Origin of the sequence: Streptomyces sp. NPDC014676 (assembly GCF_043084105.1) — a bacterium.
GTDB lineage: Bacteria > Actinomycetota > Actinomycetes > Streptomycetales > Streptomycetaceae > Streptomyces.
The window spans coordinates 287,599-304,049 of sequence record NZ_JBIBZI010000004.1 but is presented as its reverse complement, the minus strand read 5'-3'; the positions used below and the strand labels follow the sequence as shown (position 1 = coordinate 304,049).

The 16,451-nt window shown below is 71.3% G+C and carries 19 protein-coding genes; 6 read left to right on the top strand and 13 right to left on the bottom strand.

Going from position 1 to position 16,451, the window contains the following annotated elements:
- Positions 1-44: 44 nt before the first annotated feature.
- The 5 genes from pyrE to ACF1DX_RS14020 form a co-directional block, all read right to left on the bottom strand.
- Positions 45-593: an orotate phosphoribosyltransferase gene (gene pyrE / locus ACF1DX_RS14040; protein WP_391791425.1), complete on the bottom strand. Its 549-nt coding sequence runs from the start codon at positions 591-593 to the stop codon at positions 45-47.
- Positions 594-603: 10 nt separating this feature from the next.
- Positions 604-1,392, bottom strand: coding sequence for an aldose 1-epimerase (locus ACF1DX_RS14035; RefSeq protein WP_391791424.1), 789 nt, complete (start codon positions 1,390-1,392; stop codon positions 604-606).
- A 269-nt stretch (positions 1,393-1,661) separates the two neighbouring features.
- Complete coding sequence (locus ACF1DX_RS14030; RefSeq protein ID WP_391791423.1) at positions 1,662-2,567, bottom strand: SRPBCC domain-containing protein; 906 nt, start codon at positions 2,565-2,567, stop codon at positions 1,662-1,664.
- A gap of 86 nt (positions 2,568-2,653) precedes the next feature.
- On the bottom strand, positions 2,654-4,327 hold the full coding sequence (locus ACF1DX_RS14025; protein WP_391791422.1) for a polyamine aminopropyltransferase: 1,674 nt from the start codon (positions 4,325-4,327) through the stop codon (positions 2,654-2,656).
- A 59-nt stretch (positions 4,328-4,386) separates the two neighbouring features.
- The gene (locus ACF1DX_RS14020) at positions 4,387-4,938 is read right to left on the bottom strand and encodes a DUF2617 family protein (RefSeq protein ID WP_391791421.1); all 552 of its coding nucleotides are present in this window, start codon (positions 4,936-4,938) and stop codon (positions 4,387-4,389) included.
- Positions 4,939-5,933: 995 nt separating this feature from the next.
- Here ACF1DX_RS14020 and ACF1DX_RS14015 point away from each other — a divergent pair.
- Both ACF1DX_RS14015 and ACF1DX_RS14010 read left to right on the top strand, forming a co-directional pair.
- Positions 5,934-6,161 carry a hypothetical protein gene (locus ACF1DX_RS14015; protein WP_391791420.1) on the top strand — a complete coding sequence of 76 codons (228 nt, stop codon included), beginning with the start codon at positions 5,934-5,936 and terminating at the stop codon, positions 6,159-6,161.
- Positions 6,162-6,226: 65 nt separating this feature from the next.
- A complete protein-coding gene (locus ACF1DX_RS14010) occupies positions 6,227-7,420 on the top strand; it encodes a pyridoxal phosphate-dependent aminotransferase (protein WP_391791419.1) in 1,194 nt (397 codons plus the stop codon).
- Positions 7,421-7,450: 30 nt separating this feature from the next.
- On the opposite strand, the gene ACF1DX_RS14005 is transcribed toward ACF1DX_RS14010, so the two are convergent.
- From ACF1DX_RS14005 to ACF1DX_RS13985, 5 genes are all read right to left on the bottom strand, one after another.
- Entirely contained in the window at positions 7,451-7,837 is a 387-nt protein-coding gene (locus ACF1DX_RS14005; RefSeq protein ID WP_391791418.1) for a toxin-antitoxin system, toxin component, PIN family protein, read from the bottom strand.
- The gene (locus ACF1DX_RS14000) at positions 7,827-8,483 is read right to left on the bottom strand and encodes a DUF433 domain-containing protein (protein ID WP_391791417.1); all 657 of its coding nucleotides are present in this window, start codon (positions 8,481-8,483) and stop codon (positions 7,827-7,829) included. The genes ACF1DX_RS14005 and ACF1DX_RS14000 overlap by 11 nt, the downstream gene beginning before the upstream one ends.
- A 97-nt stretch (positions 8,484-8,580) precedes the next feature.
- Positions 8,581-9,426, bottom strand: coding sequence for a hypothetical protein (locus tag ACF1DX_RS13995; protein WP_391791416.1), 846 nt, complete (start codon positions 9,424-9,426; stop codon positions 8,581-8,583).
- 282 nt (positions 9,427-9,708) lie between these two features.
- Positions 9,709-9,840 (bottom strand): DUF397 domain-containing protein, encoded by a 132-nt coding sequence (locus tag ACF1DX_RS13990; protein WP_391791415.1) that lies wholly within the window; start codon positions 9,838-9,840, stop codon positions 9,709-9,711.
- The gene (locus ACF1DX_RS13985; protein WP_391791414.1) at positions 9,797-10,717 is read right to left on the bottom strand and encodes a helix-turn-helix domain-containing protein; all 921 of its coding nucleotides are present in this window, start codon (positions 10,715-10,717) and stop codon (positions 9,797-9,799) included. The genes ACF1DX_RS13990 and ACF1DX_RS13985 overlap by 44 nt, the downstream gene beginning before the upstream one ends.
- A gap of 178 nt (positions 10,718-10,895) precedes the next feature.
- Between ACF1DX_RS13985 and ACF1DX_RS13980 the strand changes: the two genes are divergently transcribed.
- From ACF1DX_RS13980 to ACF1DX_RS13970, 3 genes are all read left to right on the top strand, one after another.
- Positions 10,896-11,333: an ATP-binding protein gene (locus ACF1DX_RS13980; protein WP_391791413.1), complete on the top strand. Its 438-nt coding sequence runs from the start codon at positions 10,896-10,898 to the stop codon at positions 11,331-11,333.
- A gap of 80 nt (positions 11,334-11,413) precedes the next feature.
- Positions 11,414-11,671 carry a type II toxin-antitoxin system Phd/YefM family antitoxin gene (locus ACF1DX_RS13975; protein ID WP_030862985.1) on the top strand — a complete coding sequence of 86 codons (258 nt, stop codon included), beginning with the start codon at positions 11,414-11,416 and terminating at the stop codon, positions 11,669-11,671.
- Positions 11,672-11,680: 9 nt separating this feature from the next.
- Positions 11,681-11,941: a Txe/YoeB family addiction module toxin gene (locus ACF1DX_RS13970; protein ID WP_391791412.1), complete on the top strand. Its 261-nt coding sequence runs from the start codon at positions 11,681-11,683 to the stop codon at positions 11,939-11,941.
- A 156-nt stretch (positions 11,942-12,097) separates the two neighbouring features.
- On the opposite strand, the gene ACF1DX_RS13965 is transcribed toward ACF1DX_RS13970, so the two are convergent.
- Positions 12,098-12,628 carry a YbjN domain-containing protein gene (locus ACF1DX_RS13965; protein ID WP_030862980.1) on the bottom strand — a complete coding sequence of 177 codons (531 nt, stop codon included), beginning with the start codon at positions 12,626-12,628 and terminating at the stop codon, positions 12,098-12,100.
- A 175-nt stretch (positions 12,629-12,803) separates the two neighbouring features.
- The gene (gene clpB, locus ACF1DX_RS13960; protein ID WP_391791411.1) at positions 12,804-15,401 is read right to left on the bottom strand and encodes an ATP-dependent chaperone ClpB; all 2,598 of its coding nucleotides are present in this window, start codon (positions 15,399-15,401) and stop codon (positions 12,804-12,806) included.
- 128 nt (positions 15,402-15,529) lie between these two features.
- Here clpB and ACF1DX_RS13955 point away from each other — a divergent pair, with 128 nt between their 5' ends.
- Positions 15,530-15,946 carry a pyridoxamine 5'-phosphate oxidase family protein gene (locus ACF1DX_RS13955; protein WP_391791410.1) on the top strand — a complete coding sequence of 139 codons (417 nt, stop codon included), beginning with the start codon at positions 15,530-15,532 and terminating at the stop codon, positions 15,944-15,946.
- A gap of 168 nt (positions 15,947-16,114) precedes the next feature.
- On the opposite strand, the gene ACF1DX_RS13950 is transcribed toward ACF1DX_RS13955, so the two are convergent.
- Positions 16,115-16,450 carry a hypothetical protein gene (locus ACF1DX_RS13950; protein WP_391791409.1) on the bottom strand — a complete coding sequence of 112 codons (336 nt, stop codon included), beginning with the start codon at positions 16,448-16,450 and terminating at the stop codon, positions 16,115-16,117.
- Position 16,451: the final 1 nt, after the last annotated feature.

Below are 16,451 nucleotides of genomic sequence, written 5' to 3'. Positions count from 1 at the left end.
GCAGGTCAAGTCGTTATGCGGCGGGATGTCGGACCCGGGTGGCCTCAGTCGAGGCCGAGCTCGTCCTTGTCGAAGGCGAACAGGTACGGCACCCCGGCGCCCTCCTGGATCTTCTCGGCGGCGCCGGTCGCCCGGTCGACGATCGTCGCGACGGCCACGACCTCCGCCCCGGCCTCGCGCACGGCCTCGACGGCGGTGAGCGGGGAGCCGCCGGTGGTGGAGGTGTCCTCGACGACGAGGACGCGGCGGCCCTTGATGTCCGGGCCCTCGACGCGCCGCTGCAGCCCGTGCGCCTTGGCGGCCTTGCGGACGACGAAGGCGTCCAGCCTCCGGCCGCGCGCGGCGGCGGCGTGCAGCATGGCGGCCGCCACCGGGTCGGCGCCCATGGTCAGCCCGCCCACCGCGTCGAACTCCAGCCCCTCGGTCAGGTCCAGCAGCACCTGCCCGACCAGCGGGGCGGCCTCGCCGTCGAGGGTGATGCGGCGCAGGTCGACGTAGTAGTCGGCCTCCAGACCGGAGGAGAGGGTCACCTTGCCGTGCACCACGGCCTTGTCCTTGATCTGCTGCAGCAGCGCGCCGCGTACGTCCGTCATGGAAGCCAGCTTAGAGGCGGGTCCAGGTCCAGGTCGTCGAGGCCTCCAGCGGCTCCAGCGGGGTGACCAGGCGCGGGTGGGTGTTCAGCCCGTTCGGCGGCCCGGTCTGCGGCTCCACGCACACGGCCTCGTGCTGCTCGTCGTAGACCACGACCCACTCCTCCCGGCTGGTCACCTTGACCTCCAGCTGACCCGGCCAGGTGAGGGTGACGTCGACGCCGCCGGGCATCCCGAAGCAGTCGTCCCACGGTCCGGGCCTCGGGTCGACCCGATGGCCCGTCGGCAGGTGGTCGTCCCCCCGCTCCTCCTGCCAGGCGGGCGTGAAGTCGATCGCGACGTCCTCACCCCCGAGGTTCCGGTTGAACCACGGGTGCCAGCCGATCTGCGCCGGGAAGGACGACTCGTACGTCTCCACGCCCATCGTCAGCGTCAGGGAGTCCCCGGTCAGCGCGATCTGCTGGGTGACCCGCCCGGAGTACGGCCAGGGCTCGACGAGGTCGTACGTGAGCACGGCCTCGTCGGTGCTCGTGCGGGCGGTGCGCCAGGCGGCGTCGCGGGCGGTGCCGTGGATGGCGTTCGGCGGGGCGTTGAGCGGCATCTGCTGCACGGTCGCGCCGTCCCGGAACCGTCCGTCACGGATCCGTCCGCACCAGGGCACCATCGGGAAGCACCCGAACCGCTCCCCCTGCCGCAGCAGCTCGACGCCCCCGACCCGCAGCCCTCCGACCCGTCCGCCGTTCCCCGGCAGCACGGTCACCTCCGCGTCACCCGCGGTCAGCGTGATCTCTCCGTCACTCACGCGACGACCCTACTGGGACGATCAAAAGAACGTCGCCCCATCGACTCCCCGCCCACCGCGGACAGCCACACACCACCCGTTCCCGCGGGCAGCCGTGCCTTCCCCAGTGCCTTAAAGGCCTGGGAGATACCCCCAGGGCGGCACGGGTGGGCGCAGGAACGCCGTAGCTGCGGGCAGTCGTGCCGCAGGGCGGCACGGGTGGGCGCAGCGGCACCCCGCCAGCGCCGGGTCACGCGAACACCCCCGCCCGGCACCGACGCAACGGCACCTCAGCGGCGCCTGCGGAGCGCCCTGACCGCGACGACCACCGAGGCGACCGCCAGCGCCGCCGCCGGCGCGGCCCACCGCAGGGGCGTGACGGAGGCGACCGTCTGCGGCGCGGGGACGGGCGCGTAGCGCCCGCGCGGCGGCGCGTGGTCCACCTCCTCCGCACTGCGGCCGATCATCGTCCGCCGCGCATGTGCCGCCTCGGCCACGGAGTCGTCGTCCGCCTCGAAGGAGGACGCCGGAACCTCCGCGTCGAAGACGGACGGCGGAACGTCCTCCGCGTCCGGAGCAGCCGACGGAACGTCCTCCGCGTCCGGAGCAGCCGACGGAACGTCCTCCACGTCCGGAGCGGACGCCGGATCACCGGGCGCCGGCACAGCCGCGTCCTCCGCGTCCGGCGTGGTCTCGAAGTCGGCCGTGGCCCGCGGCTCGAAGTCCCCCGTCGACAACAACTCGGGCGACTCCGGCTCACCGGAGCCCCGCTCCGCCGCGTCGGCCCCCAGGTTCTCCGCGAAACGGTTCAGCAGGCGGGCCACCGCGGAGGCCACCGCGTCCGCCGGGAATCCCATGACCCGGCCGTCGGCCGTGGCCGTACCCGAGACGGTGAGAGCGGTACCGCCCTCCACGGACCGCAGCCGCAGCCGCAGCGCGAGCTTCACCGAGCCGCTGCCGCGGGCCTCCGCCGCCTCGCCCTCGACGGCGTAGGAACCGTCGTCCCGTGCGGACACCCGTACGGCACCCCGGTAGGTGACGGAGTGGCCGCCGACGCGGATCTTCAGCCGCCCGGCGACGGGATCCGCGCCGGCGTCGTGCTGGAGCCCGGGCACCGCCCGGGCGACCCGCGCGGGGTCGTCCAGCACCTCCCTGAGCCGCTCCGCCTCGACCGGAACGAACACCTCGTGCTCCATGAGTGCGGAGCCTACCCACGCGACACCGGACCGCACCCCCGTCGGCGGGAAGTCGCGGCGCGTCGGCGCGGAACGTAGTAGGGGGCTCAGCCGGAGTACCTGGGGTGCACCAGCGTGGACGGCGGCGGACCGGTGACCCGGGTGCGCTCCGCCGCCCGGACGTCCGCCGCGAGGGAGGCGTCGGTGAGGGTGTGCGGACGCGGCCCGGCGGGGTCGAGACGGGGTACCGGAACGTTCCGGGCGGCCAGCACGAACCCCCAGTCGCGGTGGGCGTGGGCGGTGGCCGTGGCCCCCCGGTCGGGCCCGGCGGCGAAGCCGGCCCGCCGCCCGCTCACCCGGTACACGGCGGTACGCAGCCCCGCCGCGCGGAGCGTCGCGTCCACCGTCCAGAAGTCGCGGGGGCGGGTCGCCACCGCGCCCCCGTGCACCACGAGCCGCCCGCCGGGCGCCAGCACCCGCCGGGCCAGCCCGTAGAACTCCTGCGAGTACAGCTTGGTGCTCGCGGTGATCCCGGGATGCGGCAGGTCCGAGACGACGACGTCGTACGCCGCCGGGGGCGCCCCGCGCAGCCAGTCGAAGGCGTCCGCGGTGGTCACCCGTACGCGCGGATCGTCGAGGGCGTGCGCGTTCAGCGTGGACAGCGCCGGATCGCGGCGGGCCAGCCGCACCACGTCCGCGTCGATCTCGACGACGTCGACCCGGCGCACCCCGGTGTGGCGCAGCACCTCGCGGACGGCCAGCCCGTCGCCGCCGCCGAGGACGAGCACGCGCGTGTGCGGCCCGTACATGGCGGGGTGCACCAGCGCCTCGTGGTACCGGAGTTCGTCCCGGCCGCAGACCCGCAGCCGCCCGTCGAGGAACAGGTTCAGGGGCCGCCCGTCCCGCCCGCCGGTGAGCAGCACCTCCTGGACGTCCGTCTGCAGGGCCACCCGTACGTCGGAGCCGTACATGGCGTGCCGGGCGGCCCGTTCGAAGTCGTCGACGAGGACGGCCGCCGAGGCGAGGACCGCGAGCACGCACACGTTGACGGCGACCAGCAGCCGGCGGGCGCGCCGCGTGAGGTCCTGCCGGAACAGCCCGAGCACCAGCGCCCCGCCGACGACCGCGTTGACGGCACCCGTGATCAGCGCGCCGGTCAACTGGCCGAGCAGCGGCAGGAGGAGGAAGGGGAAGGCGAGCCCGCCGACGAGCGCGCCGACGTAGTCCGCGGCGGACAGGTCGGCCACCGCGCGGCCCGCGTCCTGCCGGCGGATCCGCTGGATCAGCTCCATCAGCAGCGGCACCTCGGCCCCGATCAGCAGCCCGGTGGCGAGGGAGAAGGCGACCAGCAGCGCACGCGGGCCGCTCGCCCACACCCCGCCCCAGTCACCCGTCCAGGCGAACACGGCGTACAGCGCCATCGCACTGCACCCGCCGACGAGGGCGAGGGCCGCCTCGACGGCGCCGAACCCGGCCGCCGCGTGCCGCCGCAGCCGTTTCGCGGCGAGGGAGCCGATGCCCATCGCGAAGACCATCACGGACAGCACGACCGACGTCTGGGCGACCGAGTCACCCATCAGATACGTGGCCAGCGCGACCAGTTCCAGCTCGTACACGAGTCCGCAGGCCGCACAGACGAACACACCGGTGAGGACCAGGAACCTCCCCGTGCCCTGCCGCACCGGCAGCCGCAGCGCGCTCCCCGCGCCGCCGGCGGGGCCGCCCGGCCCGTCCCAGGACTGCGCGGAACCGGGCGGTGCGGGGGCCTGCGGCTCGATCACCCCAGTGACGTTACGTCACACCCCCGCCCCGCAACGTCACCCACACGTGTGGTCTTTGTTTACGCCTGCCCGATATTGGTACGAGCAACCACTTCCCCGGCCGGCCTCACCCGCACCCCCACCCTCGTCCGCGTCGCCACGAGCTGCCCGTCCTGCGGGTAGGCGTGCCAGGTCCGCCAGTGCACCTGGCCCTCATGGCTCTGGGCGAGCATCGCCGTGAACGCGTGCGGACTGCCGGGGAAGACCCCGGCGAGACCCTGCGGATGGTCGGAGACCAGGGCCAGCAGCTCCTGGGCACGGCCCGCGAAGGACCCCGGGGAGAACACCTCCACCCGGGCGGCGAACTCGTACTCCCAGTCGTCCACCCGCTTGGCCACGCCCAGCGGAAGCGGCGTCCTGCTGCCCGGAATGCACGCCACCGTCTCCGAGCAGAGGCCTCGCTCCTCCTCCAGCAGCACCTGGTGGGATGCGCCGAGCAGTCTCAACTGAACCTTTCTTCCGGCCAGTTCGAGATCGAGCGTGGCCAGCGCGGGAAGCGGCTCGCGTCCCAGGGCCCAGGCGAGGTCGGCCGCGCGCGTGTCGGAATAGGAGGTGTTCAGGGTCGTGAGCATGGATCGGCTCCGCTGGCACACAAGGAGAGGGAGATAGGGGTGTCGCGCACCCCGGTCGCGCCGGGGGACTCGGCCCGTCAGCCCGGTCGCCCGGCCGGAAGAAGGGTCCGCGGGGAGTCCGAGGGCTGCGTCGGCGATTTATAGGCAATCATGAACTGTGGTGCCACCACAGCGTTTTTACCCAACTTCGCGGCCTTTCCATCCCTTGGGGGGCTCCTCAGCTCACCTGTTCAACCTCGGTGCGCGCCCCGAAGTGACGGCGTACGCCGATGGACCCCGCCCCGGAACGGCACGGCGGGGTCCGCCCAGGAACGGCACAGCGGGGTCCGCCCAGGTGCGGACCCCGCCGTCGCGGATGCGTCATCCCCCGATGCGGAGGCGGGCTGCCCCGTGTCAGCCGCCTCCTCCACCGCATCCGCCGCCGCCCCCGCAGGACGACCCGCCTCCGCAGGACGAGCCGCCCCCGCAGGACGATCCCCCGGCGGAACCCGACGAGCAGGACCCGCCGCTGCCTCCGCCGCCTCCCGCCCACCAGCTGTCGCGGCCCTTGCCGCGACGGCCGGCGCCCACCCGCCGCGCGGGCCTGCGCGCAGCGCTCACGACCGCGACCACCAGCACGAGAAGCACCGCCAGGATGATGCCGACGACCATGGCGTCACCCTCCTTTCGTTCCCCCGTGATCCCCCGAAGCGGCCCCCCGTGGGCGCCTCGCTCACGTGTGTGACCGGGAGATGCCCTCCCCCCACGCGGCCCAAAGCAGAGTTGAGCAACTTCTGAGGGTCCCGTCGGAGAGACCACTCCTGATCTGTACGGAAGGGCGGTTCGGGGACCGTCCGGGTCTCACCGGGCCGTCCGCGGCTCCGCCGTTGGGGTGCCGGACCGGTCCGCGGCTCCGCCGTTGGGGTGGGGTGTGCGGCCATGCCCGGCACGGCGGGTTATCCATCCACCCGGGTGTCCCGTGACGCCCGCGTGCCGAAGAGAACGGAGAATCCCGCATGCGCGTTCCCCTGCGCCTGATCGCCCCGGTTCTGCTCGCCGCCGTCGGCGTGACGGCCTCGACGGCTCCCGCCACCGCGGTGGACAACCCCGTGGGGACGGTCACCTGCCTGACCGAGGCCCCCACCGCCGTCGACGACATCGCCGCCGACCCGAAGGGCGCCCTCGACCCGGACTCCCTCCTCGACCCGGCCACGGCGCCCGGGGTGTCGTGCCTCGCCCCCTGACCCGTCCTCCCTGCGGAGGCTCCTCCGCGAAGGCGGGTTGAGGAACCCCGGAGCCTCGGCGCAGGATGACCGCCATGACCTCCAGCGCGCGCCCTCTCCTGAACCGCCGGCTCGCCGAGTTCGGGACGACGATCTTCGCCGAGATGTCCGCCCTGGCCCTGCGGACCGGTTCCCTCAACCTGGGCCAGGGCTTCCCCGACACCGACGGCCCCGAGGAGGTCAGGGAGGCCGCCGTACGGGCCCTGCGGGACGGCCGCGGCAACCAGTACCCGCCGGGCCCCGGCGTCCCCGAACTGCGCACCGCCGTCGCCGCGCACCAGCGACGCCGTTACGGCCTCTCGTACGACCCCGACACCGAGGTCCTGGTCACCGCCGGCGCCACGGAGGCCATCGCGGCCGCCCTGCTGGCGCTGCTGGAACCCGGCGACGAGGTGATCGCCCTGGAGCCGTACTACGACTCCTACGCGGCCTGCATCGCCATGGCCGGCGGCCGGCGCGTCCCCGTCACCCTCCGCCCCCACGAGGGCCGCTTCCGCCTCGACCTCGACGAACTGCGCGACGCCGTCACCGACCGCACCCGCCTGCTGCTGATCAACACCCCGCACAACCCGACCGGCACGGTCCTCACCCGTGAGGAGCTGACGGCGATCGCCGAGCTGGCGGTGGAACGGGACCTGCTCGTCGTCACGGACGAGGTCTACGAACACCTGGTCTTCGACGACGCCGAACACGTCCCCCTGGCCACCTTCCCCGGCATGCGCGACCGCACGGTGACCATCTCCAGCGCGGGCAAGACCTTCTCCTTCACCGGCTGGAAGGTCGGCTGGATCACGGCCACCCCGGAACTGGTCACGGCGGTCCGCTCGGCCAAGCAGTTCCTCACCTACGTCTCGGCGGGCCCCTTCCAGTACGCGATCGCCGAAGCCCTCGCCCTGCCGGAGTCGTACTTCACCGGGTTCCGGGACGACCTGCGGTCCAAGCGCGACCTCCTGGCGGCCGGCCTGGAGGAAGCGGGCCTCACCGTCCACCGCCCCTCCGGCACGTACTTCATCACCGCCGACATCCGCCCCCTGGGCGAGACCGACGGCATCGCCTTCTGCCGCGCCCTCCCGGAACGCGCGGGCGTCGTCGCCATCCCCACGGCCGTCTTCTACGACCACCGCGACATGGGCGCCCCCTTCGTCCGCTTCGCCTTCTGCAAGAAGCGCTCGGTACTGGAGGAGGCAGCCCACCGCCTCAAGGCCGCCGGGGCCCGCTGAGCGCGGTCACTCGCCCTCAGGCGATCCCCTTCACGGCCAGGTGCGCTCGATGCGGTCACGTCGTACCGCGTAGGCCGCGGGACCGCCCCTGGCCACGGCCCGGTGAATCGCCTCGCGGTGTGCGTCGAGCCGTTCGACCATCTCGATACTGCGCAGCTGCTGGTTGTCGAGGTAGAACAGCACCGCTTCCCGTTCGAGCACCGGTCGGATCTCCAGATCCCGGCTCTTGATCCGGCCGTCCTTGGAGATCGGCACCCATGACTGGTCGAGGCCGTGAGCGATCCAGTCCTCGTCGGCGATGTCCTGTGCGTCGTCGGGGAAGACGTCCCCGATGCGGTGAACGGTCCAGCCGCACGCCTTCAGCCCTTCCGCGACGCGACGTCCGAGATTGCGGTCGAGGAAGAACTCAGGCGGCAAGGCGCACCACTGCCCTGCACAGCGCGTCCACCTGCTCGGGTGTCATGTCGAAGTCGTACGCGATGTCCTCGACGCTCTCCCCGGCCTCCCAGAGGTCGGTGATGGCCTTGACCGCGACGCGGTTGGCGGCCACGACAGGCCGCCCCTGCCCGAACCTCGGGTCGATCACCACGGGGACGGACTCCGGGTACTGCCTGAGCCGCAGGCTGGAGGGGAAGTCGTCGTCGGGCTCCCAGTTCAGGTAGCGGAGGTAGCCGGAGACCACCTCGTGGATGGGCGCCTGACCGTCCCGGGCCCTGCGAAGATCCCCCAGCCCGTGCTCGACGAAGATGTCCACGCCGTCCGTCGCGATCCGCTTCGAGACAAGGCCGTAAGGGGTGTCGAAGGCGTCCCGTACGGCGGTGGCCGCTTCCCTGATCTCGCTCATCCGCAGCCCCAGGGTGCGGAGGGAGCGGAGAACGTGCGCCTCGGCCACCGCGATGAACGGCACCGAGGGCTGTCCCTTGCGCAGTGGTTCCACCTGGTGGACCAGCGGCGCCCCGGCGGCCCTGCCCTTCAGCCACGAGGTGAGCGTCGACTGCGGAATCTCCAGGTAGGAGGCCGTTTCCGTGGGAGTCAGAAGTCCGTCCCTGAACCGGTCGGTCATGCCCCACCTCCTCCGTCCGTCGAGGCCGCTGCTCGATTTCGCATCGTCGCACATCAGGTTTCCCGTCCGGGGACCGGTCGCACACCTGCCCGTCGGCTCAGCAGGCGGCATGGAGACGGCTCCCCGACCGGCAGCTTCGGCACTGTCCGGGTTCCGGTGCGCGGAACGCCTTGTCACAGCCGTCGCAGGTCTGGAAGGGGAGGACGGTGGGGCGTTCGTCGCGGCGGGTCGGTGAGGGCGGCGGGAGGGGCAGTGGTGTTTCGCGCAGGCGGTAGGCGAGGATGCCCGCCGGACGGGTCAGGAGGTGATCGGGAAGGCCCTCGGTCAGCAGCTTGACGATCCGCACCCTCCCCAGTCCCGCCGCGAGCCACCGGGAGACGGCCGGCGCCAGCCGTGCGGCTTCCTGTACGGACAGGACGAGGCGGGGGTCGACCCGTTGCAGTGCGGTGAGTACGGCGATGGCCTGGGGGTCGGCGTCGGCGAGGGACGGCGTCGGCTCCGTGGCGGCGGGCTGTGGCATCTCCGGCACGGCCGTGGCCGGTGCGGTGGCGGGCCGCTTCCGGGGGCCTCGCGGGGCAGGTGGTTCAGGTGGCCCGTCCGGTACGTCGTAGAAGTAGGTCCGGGTGCGGATCTGCCCGGTGGGCAGACGCTCGCGGCGGCGTTCCAGATACCCGGCGGCTTCCAGCTCCCGCAGGGCCCGGGAGATCAGGATCTCGCCCTCGGTGAAGTGCGCGCACAGGGCGGCGATGGAGACGGGGGTGCCGGTGGGCAGGGAGAGGATGTACACCGCGACGCCGATGGTGACCGCGCTGCCGCGCCGCTGGGCGAGGGCGTTGGAGATCACGGTGAAGTCGGCGGTGAGGCGGGTGCGTACGTGGATCACGCCGGAGGTCGGGGTTCCGGCGTCGGCGCGCAGGAGCGCGTTAGACTGCGGGTCAGCCATCGGGAAGGTGCTTTCTTCCTGATCGGTGAGGCCCTCGTTCCGGGACGGCGAATCCTGGGCGGGGGCCGCATTTGTCTGCGTTGTTGCGGCGAACGTAGCCGCCCGCATTCCGTGCCTGCAAGCCGGTCACTCGCACGAGTGACGCGGGCCTTCCGGCCGGGAGGGTGGGCGGGCGGGTAGTTCTTTCCCCCGGTTCTTCGGGGAGGTCAGTGGCCCACCGGCCCCTCGCGGACGAGGCACCGGCGGACCCGTACAAGGGCCTGCGACCGGTGCCCCGTTGACTCAGACGCGGTGACGATCGGTCTTCAACTCGCCTATGAACGCGGTCCAGGAGACGGCTTCGAAGCACAGCGCCGGGCCCTGCGGGGCCTTACTGTCGCGGACGGGGACGACGCCGGGGAATCCGTCCGCCACCTCCACGCAGTTGCCGCCCTCCTGGTTGCTGTAGTTGCTCCTGCGCCAGGCGGCGCCGTTCAGATCGGGACGGGACCTTCGCTCCATAGTGGTTGTCCTCCCTCACGGATCGGATCATGTCGAGCGACATGAGCGGGGGCAGAGCTGCCGCCCGCAGCCGATCGTAGGTCAGGGAGAACCGCCTCACCTCGTCCGGATCCTCGATGAGTTGGCCATAGTGCGCGCCTTCCGTGTAGGCGACCTCTGATCCGTCCGGCAGAGTGAGAACCGTGAGCGATCCGCCCATGGCCTCGTGCTCGCCCTGATCGAACGGCAGTACCTGCACGGTGGTGTGGAACTCCTTCGCAGTTCCGAGCAGCCACTCCAACTGCTCGCACATCACCGGCCAGCCGCCGACCGGACGTCTGATAACCGCCTCGTCGAGGACCACCCACAGCTCGGGGCGGTCAGGTGTACCAAGGCGCTTCTGCCGCCCCATGCGAGCGCTGACCCGCTCTTCCAATTGCTCTTCGCTGCCGAGCGTTCGACCGACTTTCAGCACAGCTCGTGCGTATGCCTCGGTCTGCAACAAGCCAGGGACCACATGAGCCGCGTACTCGCGGATGTCCACCGCCCGCTCCGCGTACTCCATGAACCTCCGCGACCAGTCCGGAAACGCCTCCCGGTACACGTACGGCCAGAGTTCGACGAGCAGATCGTCCGCACCCAAGGCCGCATCCAGCGACCGCGCCAGTTCCAGCGTCGGTTTCGCCCCGGACGCCCGCTCGATCTGCGTGATCCGCGTGCCCACCACGTGCGTCCTGGCGCCGAGTTCGGCCTGGGTGAGTCCGGCCGCCGTACGGAGCCTGCGCACCCGTGCGCCGAACAGCGCCGCCATCGACGCACTGGGGTCAATTGCGTTGGCCAAAGCGTCACTTCCGTTCCTTATGGCCTGAAAGGTAATACTGCGCCCCCTGTTGAGCGTAAAGCGATCGGACGAACCTTGGGTACAGAACGTGATGAATCGCGTACGCCACGAGATGACCCGAGCTCGACAGAGAAGGACGGACCAAGCCGTGCTCACAGGAACGACCACCTCGGCTGCCGCACAGTTCACCTCCTCACCACGCGGCGCACAGCTCGCCCGGCGTTTCGCCGTCCGGTGCATGGAGGCGTGGGGTCATCCGCCCGCGTCGGACGTGTCGTGCGCGGTCGCCCTCGTCGTCGGGGAACTCGCGGCGAACGCCGTGCGGCACGGCCGGGTCCCCGGACGTGACGTCGGTCTGCGGCTCGCCCTCGACGCGGCGGCGGGCCTGGTGCGGGTCGAGGTGGCGGACGCCGCCGCCACGAAGCTGCCACCCACGTCCGCGCCCTCGTCATACCCCGAGGGCGAGTCCGGCCGGGGACTGCTCCTGGTGGAGGCCCTGGCCGTGCGCTGGGGGTGGGCGCCGCGCCGGCCCGTGGGCAAGACGGTATGGGCAGACGTACCCGTGGAAGGGCTCGCCCTTGAGTGAGCGGCCCCGGTCCCCGCGGTCTCACGGTTGCCTCATCACACAACTGACGTACAATTTTCTGTACGTCTAGGAGGTCGATCGTGAAGACCATGTCGTATTCCGAGTCGCGCGCGCGGTACGCCGAGGTGCTCAACTCCGTCACCGACGACCGCGAAGAGGTCGTCATCACCCGGGCCGGACACGAGCCGGTCGTCATCGTCTCCCTCGAGGACTACGAGTCCTTGAAGGAGACGGCCTACCTGCTGCGAAGCCCGGCGAACGCCCGGCGGCTGCTCGCGTCCATCGACGAGCTGGAAAACGGTGGCGGCACCGTACGCGAGCTGACGACCGACGAGTAAAGGCCGCACATGAAGATCACCTTCTCCTCCCGCGCCTGGGAGGACTACACGTGGTGGCAGCTCCAGGACCGGAAGACCCTGAAGCGGATCAACACCCTCATCGCGGACATCGTCCGGAACGGCAACGAGGGCATCGGCAAACCGGAGCCGCTCAAGCACGGGTTCCGGGGCTACTGGTCGCGCCGCATCAATGACGAGCACCGTCTGGTCTACAAGGTCGCCGAGGACAGCGTCCTGATCGCTCAGTGCCGCTACCACTACGAGAGCTGACAGGTTTCCAGGCCGCGACCGCGCAAGTGACGGAGCCGGCCATGAAAGAGCCCGGCCCCGGTGGCCGACCGTGACGGTCGGTGTCCGGGCCGGGCTCTCTCCGCGCCCCGCCGCGTACGTCGCCGTACCCGCCGGAACGCCCTGCTCAGGGACGGACTACTCGTCGTCCTCGGGCTTGTCGTCCGTCTCGTTGATCTCCTGCTCCAGGCCGAGCTGCTCGACGAGCCACTTGTCGAACTCGATCGCGGCCCGCACCCAGCTCACCGTCGACGAGACGAAGTGCTCCAGGCTGACGCCCATGCCGATCAGCATCTGGGCCTCACCGATGAGACGGACCGTGCCGTCGTCGTGGGTGTGGGTGTAGACCTTGGGCCACAGCGTGCGCCGGTTCCAGTCGTCGACGGACTCGAGGAGCTGCGGCTTCTCGTCGATCTGGTGCGGCCGGTCGTAGAACGTCCGGACGGAGAAGATCTGCTGGTCGCCCTCACCGCGGAACATGAAGTAGGTGCGGAACTGCTCCCACGGCGCCGCGAGGTCACCCTCGTCGTCGACGACGTACTTGAGCTCCATCTGGTCGAGGAGCTGCTTCACGAGGTCCTGATCCGGGACGACGGGGCCCGCCGGTCCTTGCGGCTGCGGCTCGGGCTGGCCCCCGAAATTCGGAATCGAGGACGGGTCGATGGTCACCGTGAATTTCCCTTCGTACGGATCCCGCCATCCTCCCCCATGCGGGGAGGGGGGTGGCAAGCCCCGACGGGCCTGTCAGCCGTGGGCTGACTCGATCCGGTCAATGCCGGGGTACCCGGTACGGCTCGGGCCCAACGTCCCGGGGGGACATCGGGCCCGAAAACGGAACCGTCACTCAGAGTGACTTGCCGGTCGCCGGGCCCACCAGCAGCCCGTCCTCGAAACGGTCCACGCGGACCGTGTCGCCGTCCTTGATCTCGCCGGCCAGGATCTCCTTGGCGAGGCGGTCGCCGATGGCGGTCTGGACGAGGCGGCGCAGCGGGCGGGCGCCGTAGGCGGGGTCCAGGCCCTCCTCGGCGAGCCACTCCAGTGCCTCGGGGGTGACGTCCAGGGTGAGGCGGCGTTCGGCGAGGCGGCGGGAGAGGGACTCGAGCTGGAGCCTCGCGATGCGTGCCAGTTCGGGCTTGGTGAGGGCCGAGAAGACGACCAGGTCGTCGAGGCGGTTGAGGAACTCGGGCTTGAAGGAGGTCCGGACCACCTCCAGGACCTGTTCCTTCTTCTCCGCCTCGGTGGTCATCGGGTCGACCAGGTACTGGCTGCCCAGGTTGGACGTCAGGACGAGGATGGTGTTGCGGAAGTCCACCGTGCGGCCCTGGCCGTCGGTGAGGCGGCCGTCGTCGAGGACCTGGAGCAGGATGTCGAAGACCTCGGGGTGGGCCTTCTCGACCTCGTCGAGGAGGACGACGCTGTAGGGGCGGCGGCGGACGGCCTCGGTGAGCTGGCCGCCCTCCTCGTAGCCGATGTAGCCGGGGGGCGCGCCGACGAGGCGGGCGACGGAGTGCTTCTCGCCGTACTCCGACATGTCGATGCGGACCATGGCCCGCTCGTCGTCGAAGAGGAAGTCGGCGAGGGCCTTCGCCAGCTCGGTCTTGCCGACGCCCGTCGGGCCGAGGAAGAGGAAGGAGCCGGTGGGGCGGTCGGGGTCGGCGATGCCGGCGCGGGAGCGCCGTACGGCGTCGCTCACCGCGCGTACGGCCTCGGTCTGGCCGATGAGGCGCTTGCCGAGTTCGTCCTCCATGCGGAGCAGCTTCTGGGTCTCGCCCTCCATGAGGCGGCCGGCGGGGATGCCGGTCCAGGAGGCGACGACGTCGGCGATGTCGTCGGCGCCGACCTCCTCCTTGACCATGGTGTCCTGGGCGGCCTCCTCCTCGGCCTCGGAGGCGGCTTCCAGGTCGCGTTCCACGGCCGGGATCTCGCCGTAGAGGAGTTTGGAGGCGGTGTCGAAGTCGCCGTCGCGCTGGGCGCGTTCGGCCTGGCCGCGGAGTTCGTCGAGCTTCTCCTTCAGTTCGCCGACGCGGTTGAGGGACTGCTTCTCCTTCTCCCAGCGGGCGTTGAGGCCGCGCAGTTCCTCCTCCTTGTCGGCGAGGTCGCGGCGCAGGCGCTCCAGGCGTTCGAGGGAGGCGGCGTCGGTCTCCTTGCCGAGGGCGAGTTCCTCCATGCGCAGGCGGTCGACGGCGCGCTGGAGTTCGTCGATCTCGACGGGTGAGGAGTCGATCTCCATGCGGAGGCGGCTGGCGGCCTCGTCGACGAGGTCGATGGCCTTGTCGGGGAGGAAGCGGGAGGTGATGTAGCGGTCGGAGAGGGTGGCGGCGGCGACGAGGGCGCTGTCGGCGATCTGGACCTTGTGGTGGGCCTCGTAGCGGCCCTTGAGTCCGCGGAGGATGGCGATGGAGTCCTCGACGGTCGGCTCGGAGACCAGCACCTGCTGGAAGCGGCGCTCCAGGGCCGGGTCCTTCTCGATGCGTTCGCGGTACTCGTCGAGGGTGGTGGCGCCGACCATGCGGAGTTCGCCGCGGGCGAGCATGGGCTTGAGCATGTTGCCGGCGTCCATGGCGGAGTCGCCGCCGGCGCCGGCGCCGACGACGGTGTGGAGTTCGTCGATGAAGGTGATGACCTGGCCGTCGGAGTCCTTGATCTCGGCGAGGACGGTCTTGAGGCGTTCCTCGAACTCGCCGCGGTACTTGGCGCCGGCGACCATGGCGCCGAGGTCGAGGGCGACGAGCCGCTTGTTCTTCAGCGACTCGGGGACGTCGCCCTTGACGATGCGCTGGGCGAGGCCCTCGACGACGGCGGTCTTGCCGACGCCGGGCTCGCCGATCAGCACCGGGTTGTTCTTGGTGCGGCGGGACAGCACCTGGACGACGCGCCGGATCTCCTGGTCGCGTCCGATGACGGGGTCGAGCCTGCCCTCACGGGCGGAGGCGGTCAGGTCGGTGCCGAACTTCTCCAGGGCCTTGTACTGGCCCTCGGGGTCGGCGGTGGTCACGCGGCGGGCTCCGCGGGCCTTCTGGAAGGCGTCCTGGAGCTTCTTGGCGGTGGCGCCCTGCCGGGTGAGGACCTCGCCGGCGGCTCCGCCCTTGGCGGCGATGCCGATGAGGAGGTGTTCGGTGGAGAGGTATTCGTCGCCGAGGTCGCGGGCGCGGGACTGGGCGTCCGCGATGACGGCGAGCAGTTCACGGTTGGGCTGGGGCGGTGCGACGGTGGACCCGGTGACGCTCGGCAGGCCGGCGAGGACGCGCTCGGCCCCGGAGCGTACGGCGGCCTGGTCGGCGTCGACCGCGGCGAGCAGGTCCGTGATGTTCTCGTTCTCCTGCCCGGTGAGCAGGGAGAGCAGCAGGTGGGCGGGGGTGAGGTCGGGGTGCCCCTCGGTCACGGCCCGGTTGCCCGCGGCCTGGATCGCTTCCCGGCTCCGGTTGGTCAGCTCGGCGTCCACGTGTCCGTTCTCCTCCTTGCGGTGACCCTTCAGCGGCCTTCGCGGCTGACTCGGTCAGCGTACACAAACTTGAGTCTATTCCACTCAAGGTGGTGGACGGGAGTGCGGCGGGGACTAAGTTCCGGTCCATGGCCACCTCGTACTCGGTGGATCCGGGCGATCCGGACACGCCGTATCTCAGCTTCTGGCGCGAGAAGCACCTGTGCACACTGACCACCCTCCGTCCGGACGGCACCCCGCACGTGGTGCCCGTCGCGGTGACGTACGACCCGGGGGCGCGCCTGGCCCGGGTGGTCGCGAACGGGTCCAGCGCGAAGGTGCGGCACGTGCGGGCCGCGGGGGACGAAGGCGCGCTCGTCGCGGTGTGCCAGGTGGACGGCCGGCGGTGGGCGACGCTGGAGGGGCGGGCGGTGGTCCGTGCGGAGCGGGAGCGGGTCGCCGAGGCGGAGCGGCGGTACGCGGAGCGCTACGGGCGGACGCCGCGGCCGAATCCGTCGCGGGTGGTCATCGAGATCGCGCTCACGCGCGCGATGGGGCGGGGATGAGGGGTTCCCCGCGGTTCGTACGCCGAGCGATGGCTTTTGGCCATCACTCGATCGGGTCGATACCCGGAAATGTCCTGGAAAACTGCAGCGGCGTCACCGTGTTCAGGTCACGGTGACGCCGCTGCGGGGGGAAGCACCTGCGCGATCTTTTACGACGGGGGAATCGCGTCAGGCACTGCGGGGGGTGGCCGAGATGGTCCGGGGGACGGGGGAGTCCGACTCCGCCTGCCGATGGTCCCGCTGGTCCAGGTTCACAAAGATCATTCCGTACCGGATGGCACACCGCACGGGCTTCGGCGCCCCCCTGGGTCGCCGCAGGCACCGGTACGCCCGTACGTCCCCGTCCTCGTCGCGGGTGACGACGACCGGCTCACCGAAGACGGTCACCATCAACGAGTCACCACTGTGGGGGATGGCGGTGACCAGATCGATGAAGTGCCATCCGGACCGGTAGGCGGTCGCCATCTCCCGGCGGAAGGAGCGGTCGTCGGGTGGAGTAGTCATG